The 19,664-nt window shown below is 67.8% G+C and carries 22 protein-coding genes and 3 tRNA genes; 15 read left to right on the top strand and 10 right to left on the bottom strand.

All coding sequences use genetic code 11. The annotated features are described in order from the left end of the window. The first annotated feature begins 199 nt into the window (after positions 1-199). Entirely contained in the window at positions 200-883 is a 684-nt protein-coding gene (locus C4F17_RS15945; protein WP_081268464.1) for a response regulator transcription factor, read from the top strand. Here C4F17_RS15945 and C4F17_RS15940 read toward each other — a convergent pair. From C4F17_RS15940 to C4F17_RS15910, 7 genes are read right to left on the bottom strand one after another with little or no spacing between them, the layout of a single operon-like run. Continuing rightward, entirely contained in the window at positions 880-2,181 is a 1,302-nt protein-coding gene (locus tag C4F17_RS15940) for an MSMEG_0569 family flavin-dependent oxidoreductase (RefSeq protein WP_106935888.1), read from the bottom strand. The two genes, C4F17_RS15945 and C4F17_RS15940, sit on opposite strands and share 4 nt — an antisense overlap. A gap of 33 nt (positions 2,182-2,214) precedes the next feature. After that, on the bottom strand, positions 2,215-2,499 hold the full coding sequence (locus C4F17_RS15935) for an MSMEG_0570 family nitrogen starvation response protein (RefSeq protein ID WP_106935887.1): 285 nt from the start codon (positions 2,497-2,499) through the stop codon (positions 2,215-2,217). After that, on the bottom strand, positions 2,490-3,500 hold the full coding sequence (locus C4F17_RS15930; RefSeq protein ID WP_106935886.1) for a sll0787 family AIR synthase-like protein: 1,011 nt from the start codon (positions 3,498-3,500) through the stop codon (positions 2,490-2,492). The genes C4F17_RS15935 and C4F17_RS15930 overlap by 10 nt, the downstream gene beginning before the upstream one ends. Next, entirely contained in the window at positions 3,497-4,057 is a 561-nt protein-coding gene (locus tag C4F17_RS15925; RefSeq protein WP_106935885.1) for an MSMEG_0567/Sll0786 family nitrogen starvation N-acetyltransferase, read from the bottom strand. The genes C4F17_RS15930 and C4F17_RS15925 overlap by 4 nt, the downstream gene beginning before the upstream one ends. A gap of 2 nt (positions 4,058-4,059) precedes the next feature. Next, complete coding sequence (locus C4F17_RS15920) at positions 4,060-5,142, bottom strand: MSMEG_0568 family radical SAM protein (protein WP_106935884.1); 1,083 nt, start codon at positions 5,140-5,142, stop codon at positions 4,060-4,062. Further along, positions 5,105-6,160, bottom strand: coding sequence for a Nit6803 family nitrilase (locus C4F17_RS15915; RefSeq protein WP_106937581.1), 1,056 nt, complete (start codon positions 6,158-6,160; stop codon positions 5,105-5,107). The genes C4F17_RS15920 and C4F17_RS15915 overlap by 38 nt, the downstream gene beginning before the upstream one ends. A gap of 14 nt (positions 6,161-6,174) precedes the next feature. Then, positions 6,175-6,657, bottom strand: coding sequence for an MSMEG_0572/Sll0783 family nitrogen starvation response protein (locus tag C4F17_RS15910; RefSeq protein ID WP_081268458.1), 483 nt, complete (start codon positions 6,655-6,657; stop codon positions 6,175-6,177). A gap of 354 nt (positions 6,658-7,011) precedes the next feature. On the opposite strand from C4F17_RS15910, the gene C4F17_RS15905 reads away from it, so the two are divergent. Continuing rightward, the gene (locus C4F17_RS15905) at positions 7,012-8,403 is read left to right on the top strand and encodes an aminotransferase-like domain-containing protein (protein WP_106935883.1); all 1,392 of its coding nucleotides are present in this window, start codon (positions 7,012-7,014) and stop codon (positions 8,401-8,403) included. A 31-nt stretch (positions 8,404-8,434) separates the two neighbouring features. On the opposite strand, the gene C4F17_RS15900 is transcribed toward C4F17_RS15905, so the two are convergent. Continuing rightward, positions 8,435-8,992 carry an Rrf2 family transcriptional regulator gene (locus tag C4F17_RS15900; RefSeq protein ID WP_081268456.1) on the bottom strand — a complete coding sequence of 186 codons (558 nt, stop codon included), beginning with the start codon at positions 8,990-8,992 and terminating at the stop codon, positions 8,435-8,437. Between the two features lie 133 nt (positions 8,993-9,125). Beyond that, entirely contained in the window at positions 9,126-10,061 is a 936-nt protein-coding gene (locus tag C4F17_RS15895) for a bestrophin family protein (RefSeq protein ID WP_106935882.1), read from the bottom strand. Positions 10,062-10,156: 95 nt separating this feature from the next. Between C4F17_RS15895 and C4F17_RS15890 the strand changes: the two genes are divergently transcribed. Together C4F17_RS15890 and C4F17_RS15885 are read left to right on the top strand one after the other, a co-directional pair. Further along, complete coding sequence (locus C4F17_RS15890) at positions 10,157-10,582, top strand: hypothetical protein (protein WP_106935881.1); 426 nt, start codon at positions 10,157-10,159, stop codon at positions 10,580-10,582. 79 nt (positions 10,583-10,661) lie between these two features. Then, the gene (locus C4F17_RS15885) at positions 10,662-11,363 is read left to right on the top strand and encodes a phosphoglycolate phosphatase (protein ID WP_106935880.1); all 702 of its coding nucleotides are present in this window, start codon (positions 10,662-10,664) and stop codon (positions 11,361-11,363) included. 15 nt (positions 11,364-11,378) lie between these two features. Here the strand turns inward: C4F17_RS15885 and C4F17_RS15880 are convergent, their stop codons facing one another. Next, the gene (locus C4F17_RS15880) at positions 11,379-11,981 is read right to left on the bottom strand and encodes a chalcone isomerase family protein (protein ID WP_106935879.1); all 603 of its coding nucleotides are present in this window, start codon (positions 11,979-11,981) and stop codon (positions 11,379-11,381) included. 361 nt (positions 11,982-12,342) lie between these two features. Here C4F17_RS15880 and trpE point away from each other — a divergent pair, with 361 nt between their 5' ends. From trpE to C4F17_RS15825, 11 genes are all read left to right on the top strand, one after another. Next, entirely contained in the window at positions 12,343-13,845 is a 1,503-nt protein-coding gene (gene trpE, locus C4F17_RS15875) for an anthranilate synthase component I (protein WP_106937580.1), read from the top strand. Beyond that, positions 13,845-14,237: a GxxExxY protein gene (locus tag C4F17_RS15870; protein ID WP_106937579.1), complete on the top strand. Its 393-nt coding sequence runs from the start codon at positions 13,845-13,847 to the stop codon at positions 14,235-14,237. The genes trpE and C4F17_RS15870 overlap by 1 nt, the downstream gene beginning before the upstream one ends. Further along, positions 14,234-14,818 carry an aminodeoxychorismate/anthranilate synthase component II gene (locus C4F17_RS15865; protein WP_106935878.1) on the top strand — a complete coding sequence of 195 codons (585 nt, stop codon included), beginning with the start codon at positions 14,234-14,236 and terminating at the stop codon, positions 14,816-14,818. The genes C4F17_RS15870 and C4F17_RS15865 overlap by 4 nt, the downstream gene beginning before the upstream one ends. A gap of 6 nt (positions 14,819-14,824) precedes the next feature. Further along, on the top strand, positions 14,825-15,883 hold the full coding sequence (ltaE, locus tag C4F17_RS15860) for a low-specificity L-threonine aldolase (RefSeq protein ID WP_081268450.1): 1,059 nt from the start codon (positions 14,825-14,827) through the stop codon (positions 15,881-15,883). A 16-nt stretch (positions 15,884-15,899) separates the two neighbouring features. Continuing rightward, positions 15,900-16,559: a LysE family translocator gene (locus tag C4F17_RS15855; protein WP_106935877.1), complete on the top strand. Its 660-nt coding sequence runs from the start codon at positions 15,900-15,902 to the stop codon at positions 16,557-16,559. 21 nt (positions 16,560-16,580) lie between these two features. After that, positions 16,581-17,603 carry an anthranilate phosphoribosyltransferase gene (trpD, locus tag C4F17_RS15850; protein ID WP_106935876.1) on the top strand — a complete coding sequence of 341 codons (1,023 nt, stop codon included), beginning with the start codon at positions 16,581-16,583 and terminating at the stop codon, positions 17,601-17,603. Between the two features lie 31 nt (positions 17,604-17,634). Continuing rightward, positions 17,635-18,435: an indole-3-glycerol phosphate synthase TrpC gene (trpC, locus tag C4F17_RS15845; RefSeq protein ID WP_106935875.1), complete on the top strand. Its 801-nt coding sequence runs from the start codon at positions 17,635-17,637 to the stop codon at positions 18,433-18,435. After that, positions 18,432-19,139: a uracil-DNA glycosylase gene (locus C4F17_RS15840; RefSeq protein WP_106935874.1), complete on the top strand. Its 708-nt coding sequence runs from the start codon at positions 18,432-18,434 to the stop codon at positions 19,137-19,139. Before trpC ends, C4F17_RS15840 begins: the two co-directional genes overlap by 4 nt. 109 nt (positions 19,140-19,248) lie before the next feature. Then, positions 19,249-19,334, top strand: a tRNA-Tyr gene (locus tag C4F17_RS15835). Between the two features lie 65 nt (positions 19,335-19,399). Continuing rightward, positions 19,400-19,473, top strand: a tRNA-Gly gene (locus C4F17_RS15830). A gap of 51 nt (positions 19,474-19,524) precedes the next feature. Then, positions 19,525-19,599 (top strand) — tRNA-Thr (locus C4F17_RS15825). Positions 19,600-19,664 lie beyond the last annotated feature (65 nt).

The raw sequence follows: 19,664 nt of genomic DNA, 5'->3' as shown, positions 1-19,664 counted from the left end.
CCGGCGTCTGCAGCGATGGCACATGCCTATGTCCCCGGTTCCTTCGAGTAGGCTTTCATTGTTTCAAACGGGCCGGCGGGGGCGCCATACCGCTTGGGGCCTATGCCGTTGGTGGGGCGGCGGCCTTGCTGCGCGGGGAAATCACCGGTATCTTCTGCACCCGGTAGTTCAACGCGTGCTGGGGCACGGGAAAAAAGACATGAAAATCCTGATCGCCGACGACCACCGGCTCGTCATCGAGGCGGTCAAAGCCAAGTTGTCGGAACTGGAGCCCGGCATCGAGTTCGTTCTGGCGATGAGCGTCGACGAGCTGCTTGCGGGTGCTTCCGACGACCTCGACCTGGCCCTGATCGACCTCAACATGCCCGGCGCCGATGGGCAGGCGCACATCGACGAAATCCGCAAGCGCCATCCGGCCCTGCCCGTCATGGTGCTGTCCGGCTACGAAGACCCGGCCATCATGCGCAGCGCGCTGGAGCGCGGCGTGCTTGGTTTCATTCCCAAGGCCTATTCACCCGAGGTGATGCTCTCCGCGGTGCGGCTGGTGCTGGCCGGCGGCGTGTACGTGCCGCCGATGATGCTCACCGCACTGCCGCCGGGCATCGTGGCGGGCGTGGCACCGCAGGCGTCTGAGACGCTGCCGCGCGGCGGCGCCGGCAGCCAGACGCTGGAACACCTGCGCAACGTGCTGACCGAGCGGCAGGTCGAGGTGCTGCAACTGCTGTCGCAGGGCAAGCCCAACAAGCTGATCGGGCGCAGCCTGGGCATCAGCGAAGGCACGGTGAAGATCCACCTGGCGGCCATCTTCCGTGCGCTGAACGTGCGCAACCGCACCGAGGCGGTGGTGGCGGCGCAGGCACTGACCGAGGCGCAGCAGGCCTAGGCTGCGCGCAACTCGGGGGGCGGTGCGGCGTCGGCACCGCCGCGCGACGTCGCCTTGCGTTCCTCGATCGCCTGCGCCAGGAATTCCGCATCCCGCGCCACGCCCGAGAAGCGTCCCGAACCCCAGGTGTGCAGCCACGGCAGGCCCAGGAAGTACAGCCCCGGCTCGTTCGTGACCCCGCGCAGGTGCACCGGCGCGCCGCGCCCGTTGAACACCGGCGCATCCACCCACGCGAAATCCGGCGAGAAGCCGATGCACCACACCACGCTGGTGATGCCCGCCGCGGCAAGGTCGAGCCGCGTGCGTTCTTCCCGTGGCTCCCATACCGGCGTGTAGACCGAAGGCGGCGGCGCCTCGATGCCCTGCGCCGCGATGTGCTTGTCGATCGATGCGTTGATGCGGTTGTAGGTGCTGTCCGCCTGGTCGAGGTTGTCGCGCAGGTTGGGCTGCAATTCGAAGCTGCCGTCGTCGAAGCCGCTCAGCAGGCCGTACAGCTCCATGCCTTCGAGCGCGAAGCGCCGCAGGTCGATGTCGCGCCCGCCGTCTCGGCCGGTCACGTAGTGGTTGGTGTTGTCGCGCACGCCTTCGCGCAGCGGATGCTCGGTGACGGGCATGTCGTAGTACTTCATGTCGGCAAGCCAGTCGACCACTTCCCGGCCGCGATAGAAGCGCGCGCAGCGCGGCGCGTTGCCGGTGGCCAGGTGCACCTTGCGGCCGGCCAGGTGCAGGTCTTCGGCGATCTGCGCGCCCGACTGGCCGCAGCCCACCACCAGCACCGCGCCCTCGGGCAGTTGCGCCGGGTTGCGGTACTGCGCCGAGTGGAACTGCGCCACGCTGGCCGGCAGCTTCTCGGCCAGGCGCGGCACGATGGGGCGGTGGTAGCCGCCCGAGGCCACCACCACCTGGTCGGCGGTGTAGAGGCCGGCGTCGGTCTGCACGCTGAAGCGGTCGCGCTCGCCGTCGCGCGATACGCGTTCGACGGTCACGCCCTCGACGGCCGGCGCCTTCACGTGCTCGACGAAGCCCGCGAGCCATTCGTTGATCTGGTCCTTGACCATGAAGCCGTGCGGATCGACGCCGGTGTAGCCCCAGCCCGGCAGCTGGCATTGCCAGTTGGGCGTGACGAGGCAGAACGAGTCCCAGCGCTGCGTGCGCCAGGTGTGCACCAGGCTGCGTTTCTCGATCACGAGGTGGTCGATGCCGCGCTGCTGCAGGCAGTGGCTCAGCGACAGGCCGGCTTGGCCGCCGCCGACGATGACGACGCTGTAGTGGCTGCGTCCGCCGTAGGGATGTGACATGGGGTGCTTCTTTCTCTGGATGTGGGGAACGCGTCAGTCGATGGCGACAACGGTGACGTGTGCGTCCGCGGTGGTGGCGAAGCGCGCGGCGGTCTGCTCGATGTCTGCAAGCTGGTCCATCGCCTGCGAACACGCGAAGCCGTACTTCGCGCGAACCCGCTCGGAGGCCTGGCCCAATGCCTCGCGTGTGCGTTGCATGAAGTCGGCGAGGGCATAGCGCTCGCCGGGTGCCAGGTGCTCCCGCACCACGCTGGAGGGCGAGTAGCAGCGCGTTTCGCTGGCGTCGGGCCAGCGCACGCTGAAGTGGGTCACGGGCATGCGGCGGCCTCCGCTTGCAGGCTGGGCGGCTGGATGAAGGCGTCGCTGCCGAAGTCCCACAGCAGCGCCTCTTCGCCACCGGCGCGCAGGCGCACCTGCCGCGCGGCATCGACCTCGCCGATCACGCCGCAGGCGATGTCGCGCGCGGCAAAGCGCGCCAGCACCGAGGCCACCTGCGCGGGCGCCACGCTGAGCACGAAGCCGTAGCTCGGGAACGACGAGAGCCAGCGCAGCAGCGGCACGCCGTCGGGCCGGGGCAGCGCGTCGAGGTCGATGCGCGCGCCCACGCCGGAGCATTCGAGCAGCATCATGGCCGTGCCCACGGCGCCGGCCATGCTGATGTCCTTGCCGGCACCGCACAGGCCGTCTTCGGCAATGGCCGGCAACAGCTCGAGGTCGGCGCGCAGCCGCGCGGCGGGCGCGCGGGTCGAGGCGTTCCAGTACGGAAAAGGCTCCTCGTAGGCGCCGCGCAGGTCGGCGGCCATCACCAGCAGATGCCCCGGCCTGGCGTCGAAGCTGGTGAGCAGCCGGCGCGCATGCCCGAGGATGGCCACCGCCAGTTGCGGCCGCTCGCTGCGGTTGTTGCTGTGGCCGCCGACGATGGGCACGCCGTAGCGCACGGCGGCCTCGGCCATGCCGCGCAGCACGTCGTCCGCGGGGCTCATGCCGGTGCTCCACAGGGCATCTACCACGGCGGTGGGGCGCCCGCCCATGGCGTAGATGTCGCTCACGTTGACCATCACGCCGCAGTAGCCGGCAAACCACGGCATGCGCACGATGAAGTCTTCGACCAGGCCTTCGATGGCGAACAGCAGGTAGCCGCCGTGGCCGTCGGGGATGGCCGCGCAGTCGTCGCCGATGGGCACGGCCTGCGCGAGCGCCGCATGGCCGCCTGGCAGCGAACGGCCCAGCGCCGACACCACATCGCTGATGTCGCGCTTGTGGGCGAAGCCGCGCGTGGCGCGCAGGGCTTCGGCGATGTCGTGGACATGCTGCGTCATGCCGCCACCCTGGCGCGCGTGACGAAGCCGCTGACGGGATCGTGGCAAGGCGGATACCACGCGAGGTCGGCCTGCATGCGCGCATGCGGGCGGCCGTGCACGCTGGTCTCCTCCAGCGTCGTCCAGCCAAGCTTGTTGAACAGCGGCACGTTCTGCAGCTGCACCTGCGCGAAAAAGGTCTCGCAGCCCAGCGCATGGGCGCGCGATACGGCCAGCCGGATCAGCGTGGCGCCCAGGTGCCCCTGGCTGCGGAAGGCGGGGTGCACGGCCAGCCGCGAGCCCCACCATTCGCCTTCGGCCTCACCGCGATGGATGCGCACCGTGCCCACCACCTGCTCTGGCATGCCGCCGTTGCACGACATGGCGACCAGCAGGCGCGCGTGGTCGTCGATGGCGTCGCGGTCGTCGCGCGCGAAGATGCCCTGCTCGATGCAGAACACCGCGCGGCGCAGCGCCATGGCTTCGTCGCGCTCCCATCGCTGGGCGGCTTCGCGCACGAGGTATTCGGCGGGCGCGTAGTGGTCCGCCATCTCGCAGAGGTCGTCGATGCACAGCATGGTCAGCCTTCGCTTTCTTTTTCGTAGATCGACAGCGACGAGCAGGCGCCGCACTTGCCGCAGCCGGCCTTGATGTCGGCCGAGCGCAGGCCGGCGGCCACCACGCGTTCGCCCAGCGGCGCGAGCAGCGACTTCATGAACTCGGGCGTGGGGGCCGGATGGTCTTCCAGCGGCGTGCCGCTGATCGGCACGAAGGGCACGACGAAGGGGTACACGCCGCGCGCCAGCAGCTGGTCGCAGGTGTCGAGGATGGCTTCCCGCGTGTCGCCCAGCCCGGCCAGGATGTAGGTGCTGACCTGCCCGCGCCCGAACACGCCCACGGCCGCCTCGAAGGCGCTCATGTAGCGCGAGACCGGCACGCTGGCCTTGCCCGGCATGATGCGTTCGCGCACCTCGGGCGTGACCACTTCGAGGTGCATGCCCAGCGTGTCGATGCCGGCGGCCTTCATGCGGTGGAACCACTGGTCGTCGTCGGGCGGCTCGCACTGGCCCTGGATGGGGATGTCGACCGCGGCCTTGATGGCGAAGGCGCTCTCGCACAGCACGGCCGCGCCGCGGTCGGTGGCGTTGGGCGTGCCGGTGGTCATCACCATGTGCTTCACGCCGTCGAGCAGCACGGCGGCGCGCGCCACTTCGGCGAGCTGCTCGGGCGTCTTGCGCGCGACGGTGCGGCCGGCCGCGAGCGACTGGCCGATCGCGCAGAACTTGCAGCTCTTCCTGCGGCTCTCGTAGCGGATGCAGGTCTGCAGCACGGTGGTGGCCAGCACGTCGCTGCCGTGCAGCGTGGCGATGTGCGAGTAGGGCACGCCGTCGAAGGTCTGCATGGCGTAGAAGCGCGGCTGCCTCGGAAAGCTGATGCTTGCGATGGGAATGCTGCCGCGCATCACGCGGCTCATGCCGCTCGCGTCCGGCGCCTCGGCGGTGAAGGGCGAGTGCCAGGCGGTGGACGTGTGCACCGGCACCATGATCGTGTGGCCGTCGACGGTCACGGCCTTGTGGTCCGAAGGGCCCGCGCCGCCGCGGCGGCTCGAGACGCCGGCCGAAGGATCAACCAGCCGCAACCCGAAGGACTGGAGCTCGGTCATCAGTTGCCGGCTGTCCTGCTGCTGCGTCGTGATGGGTGTCGTGGTCATGGTCGGGGCTCCGTTGGGCGAAAGGTTGCGTGAGGTGCATGGGCACGGTGGTCTGCGCCGGCCGGTCGTTGAGGGCGAGCGACAGCAGCTCGGGCCGCGCGTAGTGGCCGACCGAATCCATCATTCGCTTGCGCTTGGCGATCAGCGCCATGTCGAGGTCGGCCACCACCATGCCTTCGCCCTCGGTGAGCGGCGGCGCGAGGTGCTTTCCTTCGGGCGAGACGATGGCCGTGTGGCAGCCGCCGCGCAGCGCCTTCTGCAGTTGCGCGTCGGGCGTGACCGAGCGGATCTGCTCGTCGGTGAGCCAGCCGGTGGCGTTGACCACGAAGCAGCCCGACTCCAGCGCGTGGTGGCGGATGGTCACTTCCATCTGCTCCGCGAAGATCGGGCCGACCAGCGAGCCGGGGAACTGCGCGCAGTGGATCTGCTCGTGCTGCGCCATCAGCGCGTAGCGCGCGAGCGGGTTGTAGTGCTCCCAGCAGGCCAGCGCGCCGACGCGGCCCACGGCGGTGTCGACCACCTTCAGGCCCGCGCCGTCGCCCATGCCCCAGACCATGCGCTCGTGATAGGTCGGCGTGATCTTGCGGCGCTTGAGCACCAGCGTGCCGTCGGCGTCGAACACCAGCTGCGTGTTGTAGAGGCTGCCGTGGTCGCGCTCGTTCACGCCGAGCACGACCACCATGTTCCGTGCGCGGGCTCGCTCCGCCACGGCCTGCGTGACCGGGCCGGGCACGACCACCGCGCGCTCCGCCAGCCGCAGGTGCGGCGCGCCTTGCAGCACCGGCGGCAGCACGAAGCTGAAGTAGGGGTAGTAGGGCACGAAGGTCTCGGGAAAGACCGCGAGCTGCGCGCCCCTGGCAGCGGCCGCGTCGATGGCGCTGCACACGCGCTCCAGCGTGCCGTCGGGCCGCTCGAAGTCGGGTGCGATCTGGATCGCCGCCGCCCGAACGGTGGTGGGTGTGGATGCCATCGCCGCGCCTTCGCTCACAGTGTCCAGGTGTCGAGGATGACCGCGCCGGCCTTCTTGTGCAGCAGCACGAGGTCGAGCACGTCGAGCGGGTTGATCGGCGTGATGCCTTCGATCAGCGCGCCTTCGCCGTGGCCGTACAGCGCCTGCAGCGCGAAGCGGCAGGCGTAGACCTTGCCGCCTTCCTCCATGAACTTGACGATTTGCTTGTTGAAGTTCTGGTGGCCCGGGAAGGCCTCGTCGCCCAGCGTGGGAAAGCCGCGCTGCACGCCCAGCGTCACGCCGGGGCCGTACAGCAGGACCGAGGTCTCGTAGCCCTTGCGCCGCAGCCGCGTGGCCTGCAGCAGGTTGACGAAGCCGATGGAGCCTTCGAAGGCCACGGTGTGGAAGGTGACGAGCGCCTTCTCGCCGGGCTCGGCCTTGACGTCTTCGAACACCTTCTCTTCGTAGTCGACGAGGTACTCGCCTTTTTCGTTGCGGGGGCGGGTGACTTTGGGCATGGGGGACTCCGGTTGGGTGGTTGGACACGCAGGTCTTGCGTGCCTTCCTCTTCGCAGGCGATGTGCCAGCGTTCGCGCGGCTGCGTGCAATCAAGTCGCGATCAACGCGCAGCGGCGCGGGCCGCGAGCCGCAAAAAATTTTTCCGGCCTGTGCAAAGGCGGGCCGGCGGCCGGGCCGGGCGGCTCGCCGCGCACCGGCAAGACGCATGCGCCGTGCGATCAATGCACCCGATCAATGGGGTTGATCGCACCTGATCGAAGCATCCGGGTCCTCTGGGGCGGGCGCGAATCCTGCGTGTTGATCGGTGGCCGGATGCAATCAATGAATGCGATCAACTTCGCCGGAGCCCCCCGATGACCACCATCACCGCCCACTGGCGCAGGCAACTGCGCAACAGCGCCCGCCCGGCCTACCTGCAACTGGCCGAGCTGATCGCCGACGACATCAAGACCGGGCGACTCGGCGTGCGCGACCGGCTGCCCACGCTGCGCGAACTGGCGGCCGACCTGGAGCTGAACTACACGACCGTGGCGCGCGGCTATGCCGAGGCGCGCAAGCGCGGGCTGATCGATTCGCGCGCGGGCACGGGCACCTTCATCCGCTCGGGCAGCCCGAGCCTGCGGCTGCGCGGCGGCAGCGGCGCGGAGATGACGATGAACATGCCGCCCGAGCCCGACGACGAGCACCTGATGGCGCGGCTGCACGACAGCGCGAGCCGGGCTTTCGCGCAGGCCGACTTCCACGACCTGCTGCGCTACCAGGACTTCGGCGGCACCGCGCACGACCGCGCCGCCGCCATGCACTGGCTGCGGCCCTTCGTGCCCGATGCGAGCGTCGACCGCATCCTGGTGTGCCCGGGCATCCACGGCGTGCTGACGGCGCTGTTCTCGCAGCTTGCGCGGCCGGGCGAGCTGGTGTGCGTGGAGTCGCTCACGTACCCCGGCGTGAAGGCCATCGCGGCGCAGTTGGGCGTGCAGCTGCATGCGCTGCAGATGGACGACGACGGCCCGATTGCCGATGCCTTCGAGCACGCCTGCAGGACGCTCAAGCCCAAGGCGCTGTACTGCAACCCGACGCTGCTGAATCCGACCGCCGCCACGGTCTCGCGCGCCCGTCGCGAGGCGCTCGCGGACGTGGCGCTGCGCTACGCGGTGCCGATCATCGAGGACGACGCCTACGGCATGCTGCCGCGCCAGGTGCCCGCGTCGCTGGCCACGCTGGCGCCCGGGCTCACCTACTACGTGAGCGGATTCTCGAAATGCTTCGGCGCGGGGTTGCGCAGCGCGTATGTGTGCTCGCCGACGGTGGTGCAGTCGCAGCGGCTGGCCGGCGCAATGCGCGCGACCACGGTGATGGCCTCACCCATCACCAATGCGCTGACCACGCTGTGGGTGGAAGACGGCACCGCGGAAGAGATGCTGCAGGCGGTGCGCGCGGAGTCGATGGCGCGGCAGGTGCTGGCCACGCGCTACCTGGGCGCGAACGGGCTGCAGGCGCATCCGGAGGGGTTCCATGCATGGCTGCCGCTCACGCCGGGCTGGAGTCCGGTGGAGTTTGCGTCCTACCTGCGCACGCAGAACGTGGGCGTGGTGGCGAGCGCGGCCTTTTCCACCGACGGCGATCCGCCCGACGCGGTGCGCATCTGCCTGGGCGGGCCGATGTCGCGCGAGCAGTGCGACCAGGCGCTGCGGCTCATCGCGGACACGCTGGCGCATCCGTTGCATCCGCATGCCACGCTGCGCTGACCGCCCGCCGGCGGGGCGGGAGCGGTGCCGGTCAGCGCTTGGCGAACACGCCGCTCCAAGCGAACACGGAGTTGGGTGCGTTCACGTGGCGCAGGCTGGGCACGGGGCGCGGCTGCGGTTCTTTCTTGCGGGGGGCTTCCTCTTCGACGCGCACGCCCTTGGCCAACTGGTCGTCGACCAGGCTCTGCAGCGTGACGGAGTCGAGGAACTCCATCACGTGGTGGTTGGCGGAGGCCCAGAGCGCATCGGTCGAGTAGCAGCCGGATTCGCCGTCTGCGGCGCCGTTGCCGGCCTTGTCGCGCGGCGGTGCGGCTTCGGCCTCTGGTGCGGCCTGGCCGTCGACCGAGAACAGGATGTCCGCAACGGTGATCTCAGATGCCTTGCGCGCCAGCGTGTAGCCGCCGCCCGGGCCTCGCGTCGCCTTCACCAGCGCATGCTGGCGCAGCTTGCTGAAGAGTGCCTCCAGCGACGAGCGGGCAATATGTTGGCGCTTGGCGATCGACGCCAGGGCCACGGGGCCGGCCTGCTCGCGCAGCGCGACATCGATCATGGCCGTCACGGCGAAGCCGCCCTTCGTCGTCAGACGCATGGAGTGTTCCTCATGGATGTGTCTGGAATACAGACATTGAATGAATGGCTGTCTTGCGCGTTCGCGAAAGACAGCGCCGGAACGTAGGTGTCCGAAAGCCCCGAAAAGTTTCCGGAATGCTTCTTAAGCTTCTTCAGGTCTGGATGTAACCAACGGTTTGCGCATCGGTGGTTTCCGGCGCTCGGGGCTCGCCCATCATCTCGCGCAGGGTGGCTTCGATCATGCGGGACATGGCGTCCAGGGCCAGGTCGTTGGGCTGGGTGCCGAAGGGTTCCTCGATCTCGGCGCCCAGTGCCTCGAGTGCGAAGAAGGTGTATGCGACGAACGCGACCACCACCGGCGTCATTGCGCCGATGGCATCCACGAGGCCGAAGGGCAGCAGCACGCAATAAAGATAGATGGTGCGGTGGATGATGACGGAATAGGTGAAGGGGATCGGCGTGCTCGCAATGCGTTCGCAGCCGCCCAGTGCCTCCGTGAGCCGCCCCAGCGGTACTTCCGTGGCCTGCGCGAGCATCGGGTCGAGCCGGCCGCTCCTGCGCTGGTCGCGCAGCCATTCGCCGACCATGAGCAGCAGCATGGCCGGCTTGAAGCGCGCCGCGCGCAGGCGCTCGCAGTCTTCCGGCGGCAGCAGGCGAGCGAGGTCGGCACAGGGATCGGTGCCCCGCAGCTGATGGCGCAGCGCATGCACGAAGGCGATGAGGCGCGCGGCCGCCACGCCGGCGTGCGCGGGGGAGTCGGAGTGGGAGTCAGAGTCGCCCAGGGTCAGCGCCTGGCGCACCAGCGAGCGCGTTTCATTGAGCAGGGTGCCCCACAGCGTGCGGGCTTCCCAGTAGCGCGAATAGCTCGTGCTGTTCCTGAAGCCCAGGAAGATCGCCAGCGTGAGGCCGATGAGCGAGAAGGGCACGAAGTTCAGCGGCACCTTCCATTGAAAAAGCCGCCCGTGCAGTACCGTCACCAGCACCGCGAAGGCGGTGGTCCACAACAGCTGCGGCACGATGTCCGGCAGGACCGAGCCGCGCCACACGAAGAGCATGCGCAGCCAATGAGGGCGGGGTCGGACGATCATCGGGCGGCCATTATCCCCGCGTGCCGGCATCGTGCCCCCGGGGCCACAGAATGGCGCTCTCACCAACACCCCCGGCATTCGCCGATCCACGCACCATGTTGACCTACGCAATCCAGAGAGTCGGCTACGACTACAAGCAGACGGACCCGCAGGGAGAGACGAACCTGATCGCCTTCATGGCCGCCATTGACGCCTTCCCGTGGACCGAGCAGCTCGCGCTGTGGGACGAGCAGCAGGACGGCCCGCTGCCGACGCTGGTGCTGCAGAACGAGCCCGACCAGCGGGAGCTCTGGATCTCGGCGCTGGGCGACGAACGCAACCGCAGCTACCAGCTGCAGTCGGTGTCGATCCAGATGCGCAAGGGCTTCTTCGGCAAGGCGAAGCCGGAGCAGGACGCGGCGGTTGTGGACGAGTGCAGCCGCGCGGAGGTCGATCGCCTCTGCGAGCTTTTCTGCGACGGGCAGTACGAGGTTTTCGATCGCGAGGTGGCAAGGCTCGCCGCGCGGGACGGCGGCGACTGAGAGAGACGGCGCGACTCGCGCCCGGGTCTGCTATGTTTTGCCCGCCGTTCCTCCCTTATCGCAACTCGATCGATCTGTCTTGAACTCCATCAGCTTCCACCCCAACCGCTTCGACGCCGCCATAGTCGACCTCGACGGCACCATGGTCGACACGCTCGGCGACTTCGCCGCGTCGCTGAACCGCATGCTGGCCGATCTTTCCCTGCCGGCGGTCGAGCCGGCTGCGATCGAGCGCATGGTGGGCAAGGGTTCGGAGCACCTGATCCATTCCGCGCTCGTGCATGTGATGGCGCCGACCGAAGGCGACGCTGCCGACGCCAGGGCGCGCGCATTGTTCGACCGCGCCTGGGAGCGCTATCAGCACCACTACCTGGCGGTGAACGGCCAGCACTCGGCCGTGTACGCGGGCGTGATCGACGGCCTGAGGGCACTGCGCGCGCAGGGCCTGCGGCTGGCGTGCCTCACGAACAAGCCGACGTCGTTCGCGAAGCCGCTGCTGGCCGAGAAGGGGCTCGACGGGTTCTTCGAACTGGTGTTCGGCGGCGACGCCTTCGAGCGCAAGAAGCCCGATCCGCTGCCGCTGCTGAAGACCTGCGAGGCGCTGGGCACGGCGCCCGCACGCACGCTGATGGTGGGCGATTCGAGCAACGACGCGCGTGCCGCGCGCGCCGCCGGCTGCCCCGTGGTCCTCGTGACCTATGGCTACAACCACGGCGAGCCGGTGCGGGCGGTGGATGCCGACGGCTTCGTGGATTCGCTGGCCGAACTCGCGGCCGCCTGACTTGAGGCTGTTCGGCTACTGCTTGCCGAGCAGCGCGTCCTTCAGCTTCCAGTCGGCCGGGTTCGGCCCCAGCCAGATGCGCAGCAGGGCGTTGAAGAAGGCCGGCTCCTTCACCGGGTCGGGCTGAGGCACGCCGCGCACGGTGATCACGGTGCCCGTGCCTGGCACCCAGTCGATGTTGAAGGTGTCGCCGGTCTTCAGCTGCTTTTGGTCCGCGAACATCTGGCCCATGCGCAGCAGCCCTGGAATGAGGTTGACCATTTCGCTCTTGGGCGAGTTCTCTTCCACGCCCTTGGTGAAGAGCTTGCCGAGTTCGTTCGCGTCGATGTCGCGCAGCATCGTGATGGCCACGCGCTTGGGGCCCGGCGCGGCCAGCGCCTCTTCCGGCGTCGACACCTTCTTGCCTACGTACAGCCCCGCCGTGTAGACCTTGAAGATGGCCTTGTAGCGAATGCCTGCGCCGTTGAGCTGCAGCGCACTGCCATGCAGGTCCATGCGGTCTTCGAGCTTGACGCCGGCCACGTCGACCTGGGCCGCCGCGGCACCGAACGCGGCAGCGGCAAGACAGGCCGCCAGGGCGAGCCGGGAGAACACGGTCGAGAGCGAAAAAGCTGGCACGGAAGGTCTCCTCGGTATTTTGCGAACGGTCGTGCGAATGTATCTTTTCGTTTTATGGGCAACCTCGGGATGAACCCTGAAGCCGCCCTGAAGCCGCGCCGGAGCGGCCGTTGTTGTGCGAACCGGCGTTTTCGTGGGCTAAACTCGGCTTTCCATGTTCGTTCATCACATCAATCAAACAGGTGAAGGCAGCCGGGGAGCCTGGCCCTGGCGTAGCCATACTTCGCTGACTGTTTGATTGCACGGCGCACGCCGTGCGCCCGCGGTTCCGGATCGACACATACTCGACGACGCCGGACCACCCGTGAATGACCTTGCCCCCGGCCAAAGGAGCGCCGGCTGGCAATTGGAGAACGAACCCGTGATCACCGAACTTGAATTCAAGAGCCTCAGCGCCCAGGGCTACAACCGCATTCCGCTGATGGCCGAGGCCTTCGCCGACCTCGAGACGCCTCTTTCCCTCTATCTCAAGCTCGCCCATTCGCAAGGCGGCGGCAAGCACAGCTTCCTGCTCGAATCCGTGGTGGGCGGCGAGCGCTTCGGGCGCTACAGCTTCATCGGGCTGCCCGCAAGGACCTTGCTGCGCGCCAGCGGCTTCGGCGCCGAGGCCGTCACCGAAGTGGTGACCGACGGGCAGGTGGTGGAAAGCGTCAAGGGCAATCCGCTCGACTTCGTTGCCGAGTACCAGAAGCGCTTCAAGGTGGCGCTGCGCCCGGGCCTTCCCCGCTTCTGCGGCGGCCTCGCGGGCTATTTCGGCTACGACACCGTGCGCCACATCGAGCGCAAGCTCGAAAAAAGCTGCCCGCCCGACACGCTGGGCTGCCCCGACATCCTGCTGCTGCAGTGCGAAGAGCTGGCCGTCATCGACAACCTCTCGGGCAAGCTGTACCTCATCGTCTATGCCGATCCGAAGCAGCCCGAGGCCTATGCAGTGGGCAAGCGCCGCCTGAGGGAGCTCAAGGAAAAGCTCAAGTACTCGGTGAGCGCCCCCATCGTGAAGCCCACGCAGCCGCATCCGCCCGAGCGCAGCTTCGCCAAGGCCGACTACCTTGCGGCCGTGGAGCGCGCCAAGGAAATGATCGCCGCCGGCGACTTCATGCAAGTGCAGGTGGGACAGCGCATCAGCAAGCGCTACACCGAGTCGCCGCTGTCGCTGTACCGCGCGCTGCGTTCGCTGAACCCGTCGCCCTACATGTACTACTACAACCTGGGCGACTTCCACGTGGTGGGCGCCTCGCCCGAGATCCTGGTGCGCCAGGAGAACACGGGCGAGGGCGAGCAGAAGATCACCATCCGCCCGCTGGCCGGCACGCGTCCGCGCGGCGCGTCGATCGAGCTGGACAAGGCGGCCGAGGTGGAGCTCATCAACGACCCGAAGGAGCGCGCCGAGCACGTGATGCTGATCGACCTCGCGCGCAACGACATCGGCCGCATCGCCAAGACCGGCACCGTGAAGGTGACCGAAGCCTTCGCGGTGGAGCGCTACAGCCACGTGATGCACATCGTGAGCAACGTTGAAGGCACGCTGAAGGACGGCATGACCGCCATCGACGTGCTCAAGGCCACCTTCCCGGCCGGCACGCTGACCGGCGCGCCCAAGGTGCACGCGATGGAGCTGATCGACCAGCTGGAGCCCACCAAGCGCGGCCTCTACGGCGGCGCCTGCGGCTACATCAGCTATGCGGGCGACATGGACGTGGCCATCGCCATCCGCACCGGCATCGTGAAGGACCAGATGCTGCACGTGCAGGCCGCGGCCGGCGTGGTGGCCGACTCGGTGCCCGAGCTCGAGTGGAAGGAAACGGAAGCCAAGGCGCGCGCACTCCTGCGTGCCGCCGAACTGGTCGAGGAAGGCCTGGAATGATGAGCAACGCACCGGATATTCAGAACGACTTCTCGCACGAGATCATCGGCGCCGCCGTCGAGGTGCAGCGCGTGCTCGGCACGGGGCTCGACGAAGCCGCCTATGCCGCGGCGCTGGCCATCGAGCTGGCCGAGCGCGAGATCGGCTTCACGCGCGACGTGGCGCTGTCGGCCAGCTACAAGGGCCGCTCGCTGGGCGAGGTCTACCGCGCGGGCTTCGTGATCGAGCAGTCGGTCATCGTGGAGCTCAAGGCGGTCGACGTGCTGACCGACCTGCATCGCGCGCAGGTGCTGGCCGCGCTGCGGCTGTCGGGCCTCAAGCTGGGCCTGCTGATCAACTTCAACGTGTTCCCCGTCGTCAAGGGCGTCCACCGGATTGTGAGCAAGCCATGAAACTGCTGATGATCGACAACTACGACAGCTTCACCTACAACATCGTCCAGTACTTCGGCGAGCTGGGCGCGGACGTGCAGGTGCACCGCAACGACGAGATCACCGTGGCGCAGATCGGCGAACTCATCGCCTCCGGCGTGACGCGGCTGGTGGTGTCGCCCGGGCCGTGTTCGCCGGCGGAAGCGGGCGTGTCGGTGGCCGCCATCGAGGCCTTCGCGGGCAAGCTGCCCATTCTGGGCGTGTGCCTGGGGCACCAGGCCATCGGCGCGGCCTTCGGCGGCAAGATCGTGCGCGCGCAGCAACTGATGCACGGCAAGACCAGCGAGATCACGACCACGCAGGAAGGCGTGTTCGCGGGGCTGCCGCAGAAGTTCGTCGTCAACCGCTATCACTCGCTGTCCATCGAGCGCGAGAGTTGTCCCAAGGCGCTGGCTGTCACCGCCTGGACCGAAGACGGCGAGATCATGGGGGTGCGGCACACCGGATTCGCGCACGACGTGCGCATCGAAGGCGTGCAGTTCCATCCCGAATCCATCCTGACGGAGCACGGCCACGCCATGCTCAAGAACTTCCTGGACTGAGCCACCATGACCGACCGCACCCACCTCGTCGACCTGCGCAGCGACACCGTCACCCAACCCACGCCCGCGATGCGCGAGGCCATGATGGCGGCGCCGCTGGGCGACGACGTCTTCGGCACCGATCCGAGCGTGAACGCGCTGCAGGAAAAGATCGCCGCCATGCTCGGCTTCGAGGCCGCGCTGTTCGTGCCGACCGGCACGCAGAGCAACCTCTGCGCGATCCTTTCGCACTGCGGCCGGGGCGACGAATACATCGTCGGCCAGCAGGCGCATTGCTACCGCTGGGAAGGCGGCGGCGCGGCGGTGTTCGGCAGCGTGCAGCCGCAGCCGCTCGACCATGCGCCCGACGGCACGCTGCCGCTCGCGCAGATCGAAGCCGCCGTCAAGCCCGACGACGCGCACTTCGCGCGCACGCGGCTGCTGGCGCTGGAGAACACGCTGGGCGGCAAGCTGCTGCCCTTCGAGTACGTGCAGGCTGCGACCGACCTGGCGAAGAGCAAGGGGCTGCAGCGGCACCTGGACGGCGCACGGCTCTTCAATGCGGCGACCGCGCAGGCTGCGTTGAACAAGCGCAGCGACATCCGCGCGGAAGCCCGCCGCATCGCGCAGTGCTTCGACAGCGTGTCGGTGTGCTTCAGCAAGGGCCTGGGCGCGCCCATCGGCTCGGCGCTGGTGGGCTCGCGCGAGTTCATCGCGCGTGCGCACCGCGTTCGCAAGATGGCGGGCGGCGGCATGCGGCAGGCCGGCCTGCTGGCGGCGGCGGCATCGCATGCGCTCGACCATCACATCGACCGCCTGGCCGACGACCATGCGCTGGCGCAGCGGCTCGCACAGGGGCTCGAGGGCATCGAGGGTCTGAAGGTCGAGGCGCCGCACACCAACATCGTGTTCGTCGATCTCGCGGGTGCCGCGCAGGCGCGATCCGCGGAGCTGCTCGCGAGCCTGAACCAGCAGGGCATTCTTGCGACGGGGCTCTACCGGCTGCGCTTCGTGACGCACCTCGACGTCGATGCCGCCGGCGTCGACCGCGCGGTCACAGCGATCCGCGGATTCTTCAACGCCTGAGCCCCGGGGGAGCGAGATGCCCGATCTTCCTCATCTGCTCGCCTTCATCGCCGCCGGCTGGCTGCTCAACCTGACACCGGGGCCCGACGTGCTGTACGTCGTGACCAACTCGCTGCGCTCCGGCGTGCGCGCCGGCATCATGGCGGGACTCGGCATCACGGCGGGCTGCTTCGTCCACATCTTCGCCGCCGCCGTGGGCGTCGGCACGCTCATGGCGACGTCGGCCACTGCCTTCACGGTGCTCAAGTACATCGGCGCGGCGTACCTGCTGTACCTCGGCGTGCGCATGTTGCTGTCGCGCGCGAAGCCGCCGGCCGACCTGCGGGCCGAGGCGGCGGCGGCCGGCGAGCGCAGCCTGCAGGCGATCTTCCTGGGCGGCTTCTGGACCAACGTGCTCAACCCCAAGGTCGCGCTTTTCTTCCTGGCCTTCGTGCCGCAATTCATCGCGCCCGGCGCCGGCAACACGGCGCTCTGCTTCGTGCTGCTGGGTGTGCTGTTCAACGTCAACGCCATTCCCGTGAACATCGGCTGGGCCGTCGCCGCGGGCTGGATGGCGCGCCGCAGCGCTGTTCAGAAGGGCATGCACTGGCTCGACCGCGCCGCCGGCGTGCTGTTCATCGGCTTCGGCCTCAAGCTTGCGTTCACCGATGCGCCCGCCGTTCGCGTCGGCCGCTGATTCACCCCGAGGAGACTTTCCATGATCACCCCCCAGGAAGCGCTGCAGCGCACCATCGAACACCGCGAAGTCTTCCACGACGAGATGCTGCACATCGTGCGCCTCATCATGAGCGGCGAGTGCTCGCCGGTGATGATGGCCGCGCTGATCACCGGCCTGCGCGTGAAGAAGGAAACCATCGGCGAGATCACCGCCGCCGCGCAGGTGATGCGCGAGGTGTCGACCAAGGTGCCGGTGATCGATACGACCAACCTCGTCGACATCGTCGGCACCGGTGGCGACGGCTCGCACACCTTCAATATCTCGACCTGCTCGATGTTCGTGGCCGCCGCTGCGGGCGCCAAGGTGAGCAAGCACGGCGGGCGCAGCGTGTCGAGCAAGTCGGGCAGCGCCGACGTGCTGGAGTCGCTGGGCGTGAACATCAACCTGAAGCCCGAGCAGATCGCGCGCTCCATCGAGGAGTGCGGCATCGGCTTCATGTTCGCGCCGAACCACCATCCCGCGATGAAGAATGTCGCGCCGGTGCGCAAGGAGCTCGGCATCAAGACGATCTTCAACATCCTCGGGCCGCTGACCAATCCGGCCGGCGCGCCGAACATCCTGATGGGCGTGTTCCACCCCGACCTCGTGGGCATCCAGGTGCGCGCCCTGCAGCGCCTGGGCACCGAGCATGCGATGGTGGTCTACGGCCGCGACGGCATGGACGAGATTTCGCTCGGCGCGGCCACCATGGTGGGCGAACTGAAGGACGGCGAGATCCGCGAGTACGAACTGCACCCCGAGGATTTCGGCTTCGCGATGTCGAGCAACCGCGCGCTGCGCGTGGAAACGCCGGAGCAGTCGAAGGCCATGCTGCTGGGTGTGCTCGACAATCAGGCCGGCCCCGCGCTGGACATCGTGCTGCTGAACGCAGGCGCCGCGCTGTACGCGGCCAACGTGGTCGATTCAGTGGCCGCGGGCGTCGAGCGTTCGCGTGCCGCCATCGCGTCGGGTGCCGCCAAGGCCAAGCTCGCGGAGCTGGTCAAGGCATCCGCCACCGTCTGAACACAGAGAAACCGGGAGCACCAGAAACCCCATGTCCGACATCCTCGACAAGATCGTTGCCGTCAAGCACCAGGAGGTCGCCGCGGCCCGCAAGCGCGCGTCGCTCGAAGCCGTGCGCTTCGACGCGGAGAGCCGCATGCTCACGCGTGATTTCGAAGCCGCCTTGCGCGCCCAGATCGCCGCGGGCCACGCTGCGGTGATAGCCGAAGTCAAGAAGGCCAGCCCGAGCAAGGGCGTGCTGCGCGCGGACTTCATTCCGGCCGACATCGCGCAGAGCTATGCGGAGGGCGACGGCACGGTCAGTGCGGCTTGCCTCTCGGTATTGACCGAAAAGCAGTTCTTCCAGGGCGGCGTCGACTATCTCAAGCAGGCGCGTGCCTCGTGCGACCTGCCGGTGCTGCGCAAGGATTTCATCGTCGATGAATACCAGGTGTACGAATCGCGCGCGATGGGCGCCGATGCGATCCTGCTGATCGCCGCATGCCTCGACGACGCACAGATGAAGGACTACGAAGCCATCGCGCGCGGGCTGGACATGGCGGTGCTGGTGGAAGTGCACGACGCGGCCGAACTCGACCGCGCGCTGAAGCTCAGGACGGCGCTGATCGGCGTCAACAACCGCAATCTGCGCAACTTCGAGGTGTCGATCCAGGCGACCATCGACCTGCTGCCCAGGCTGCCGAACGACCGCCTGCCAGTGACGGAGTCTGGCATCGGTACTCGCGAGGACGTGGCCACGCTGCGCGCCGCAGGCGTCAACGCCTTCCTGGTCGGCGAGGCCTTCATGCGTGCAAAAGAACCCGGCGAGGCCCTCGCTGCTTTGTTCAAATGAGCCGGCCCGATCAGCTGTCTAGCAGCGATCCCGCCGACTGGCCCGTGGCGCCGGGCTGGCAGCCGTTGGTCGATGATTTCTTTGCCAGCGCGGTGGGGCAGAAGCTGCAGGGCTTTCTGCGCGAGCGGCTCGATGCTGGCGTGGTGATCTTCCCGCCGCAGCCGCTGCGGGCGCTGGAGCTCACGCCGCCGGAGGACGTGCGCGTGGTCATCCTGGGTCAGGACCCGTACCACGGGCGCGGGCAGGCCGAAGGGCTGGCGTTCTCGGTGGCGCCCGGGGTGGCGCTGCCGCCGTCGCTGCGCAACATCTTCAAGGAACTGCAGCGTGACCTCGGCACGCCGCCCCCTGCATTCCCCAATCCGGGCGGCAGCCTGGTGAAGTGGGCGACGCACGGCGTGCTGCTGCTCAACACCTGCCTGACGGTCGAGGAGGCCCAGCCCGCGAGCCACGCGGGCAAGGGCTGGGAGGTGCTGACGGATGCCGTCATCCGCCATGTTTCAGGTGGAGAAAAACCTGTTGTTTTTATGCTCTGGGGTTCGCACGCGCAAAGTAAGCGGGCGTTGATCGATGTTGGGCGACATAAGGTGCTGATGTCGAATCATCCGTCGCCTCTATCGGCCCTGAGGCCGCCTGTGCCGTTCATCGGCTGCGGCCATTTTGGTGAAGCCCGAGCCTGGCGTGAGGCGCAGCAGTCGGCGGGGTGAAAACTTAGGCGATAATCGTGGGCTAACGCCTCGAGCGGTTTTCCTGCATCTTCGTTGATGCATGGGTTTCCGGGTAGTCACAAAACCGTGCTATATTTCGAGGTTCGCCGGAGAGGTGGCCGAGTGGTTAATGGCAGCAGACTGTAAATCTGCCCTCTTACGAGTACGCTGGTTCGAATCCAGCCCTCTCCACCAGCGATGAATTTGGTTTCTAAGAGCGATTGGATCTAGCGCTTTGGGTGCCTTGAAGTGCCCCCGATGCGGGAGTAGTTCAATGGTAGAACCCCAGCCTTCCAAGCTGATGACGCGGGTTCGATTCCCGTCTCCCGCTCCAGAGACTCGGTTCGTTGTTGAGGCGATGTGAATTCGTAACTTTGTTACAAAAGCCCTTTTGGCTCAGTGGTAGAGCACTCCCTTGGTAAGGGAGAGGTCGCGGGTCCGATTCCCGCAAAGGGCACCAGTTTTTGGGGGTTGCAACGGCAGCTTTGCAACCCATCTGCATACGTTGAAAACGTTTTTTTCGGA

It is taken from the genome of Variovorax sp. PMC12 (assembly GCF_003019815.1).
In the GTDB taxonomy this organism is placed as follows: Bacteria; Pseudomonadota; Gammaproteobacteria; order Burkholderiales; family Burkholderiaceae_C; genus Variovorax.
The sequence above is the reverse complement of the archived record's forward strand: the minus strand, read 5'-3'. Positions and strand labels throughout refer to the sequence as shown.

Coding starts and splice junctions, on each gene's coding strand:
- C4F17_RS15945 (WP_081268464.1), top strand. CDS start 200: ATGAAAATCCTGATCGCCGACGACCACCGGCTCGTCATCGAGGCGGTC.
- C4F17_RS15940 (WP_106935888.1), bottom strand. CDS start 2,181: ATGTCACATCCCTACGGCGGACGCAGCCACTACAGCGTCGTCATCGTC.
- C4F17_RS15935 (WP_106935887.1), bottom strand. CDS start 2,499: ATGCCCGTGACCCACTTCAGCGTGCGCTGGCCCGACGCCAGCGAAACG.
- C4F17_RS15930 (WP_106935886.1), bottom strand. CDS start 3,500: ATGACGCAGCATGTCCACGACATCGCCGAAGCCCTGCGCGCCACGCGC.
- C4F17_RS15925 (WP_106935885.1), bottom strand. CDS start 4,057: ATGCTGTGCATCGACGACCTCTGCGAGATGGCGGACCACTACGCGCCC.
- C4F17_RS15920 (WP_106935884.1), bottom strand. CDS start 5,142: ATGACCGAGCTCCAGTCCTTCGGGTTGCGGCTGGTTGATCCTTCGGCC.
- C4F17_RS15915 (WP_106937581.1), bottom strand. CDS start 6,160: ATGGCATCCACACCCACCACCGTTCGGGCGGCGGCGATCCAGATCGCA.
- C4F17_RS15910 (WP_081268458.1), bottom strand. CDS start 6,657: ATGCCCAAAGTCACCCGCCCCCGCAACGAAAAAGGCGAGTACCTCGTC.
- C4F17_RS15905 (WP_106935883.1), top strand. CDS start 7,012: ATGACCACCATCACCGCCCACTGGCGCAGGCAACTGCGCAACAGCGCC.
- C4F17_RS15900 (WP_081268456.1), bottom strand. CDS start 8,992: ATGCGTCTGACGACGAAGGGCGGCTTCGCCGTGACGGCCATGATCGAT.
- C4F17_RS15895 (WP_106935882.1), bottom strand. CDS start 10,061: ATGATCGTCCGACCCCGCCCTCATTGGCTGCGCATGCTCTTCGTGTGG.
- C4F17_RS15890 (WP_106935881.1), top strand. CDS start 10,157: ATGTTGACCTACGCAATCCAGAGAGTCGGCTACGACTACAAGCAGACG.
- C4F17_RS15870 (WP_106937579.1), top strand. CDS start 13,845: ATGAGCAACGCACCGGATATTCAGAACGACTTCTCGCACGAGATCATC.
- C4F17_RS15865 (WP_106935878.1), top strand. CDS start 14,234: ATGAAACTGCTGATGATCGACAACTACGACAGCTTCACCTACAACATC.
- ltaE (WP_081268450.1), top strand. CDS start 14,825: ATGACCGACCGCACCCACCTCGTCGACCTGCGCAGCGACACCGTCACC.
- C4F17_RS15855 (WP_106935877.1), top strand. CDS start 15,900: ATGCCCGATCTTCCTCATCTGCTCGCCTTCATCGCCGCCGGCTGGCTG.
- trpD (WP_106935876.1), top strand. CDS start 16,581: ATGATCACCCCCCAGGAAGCGCTGCAGCGCACCATCGAACACCGCGAA.
- trpC (WP_106935875.1), top strand. CDS start 17,635: ATGTCCGACATCCTCGACAAGATCGTTGCCGTCAAGCACCAGGAGGTC.
- C4F17_RS15840 (WP_106935874.1), top strand. CDS start 18,432: ATGAGCCGGCCCGATCAGCTGTCTAGCAGCGATCCCGCCGACTGGCCC.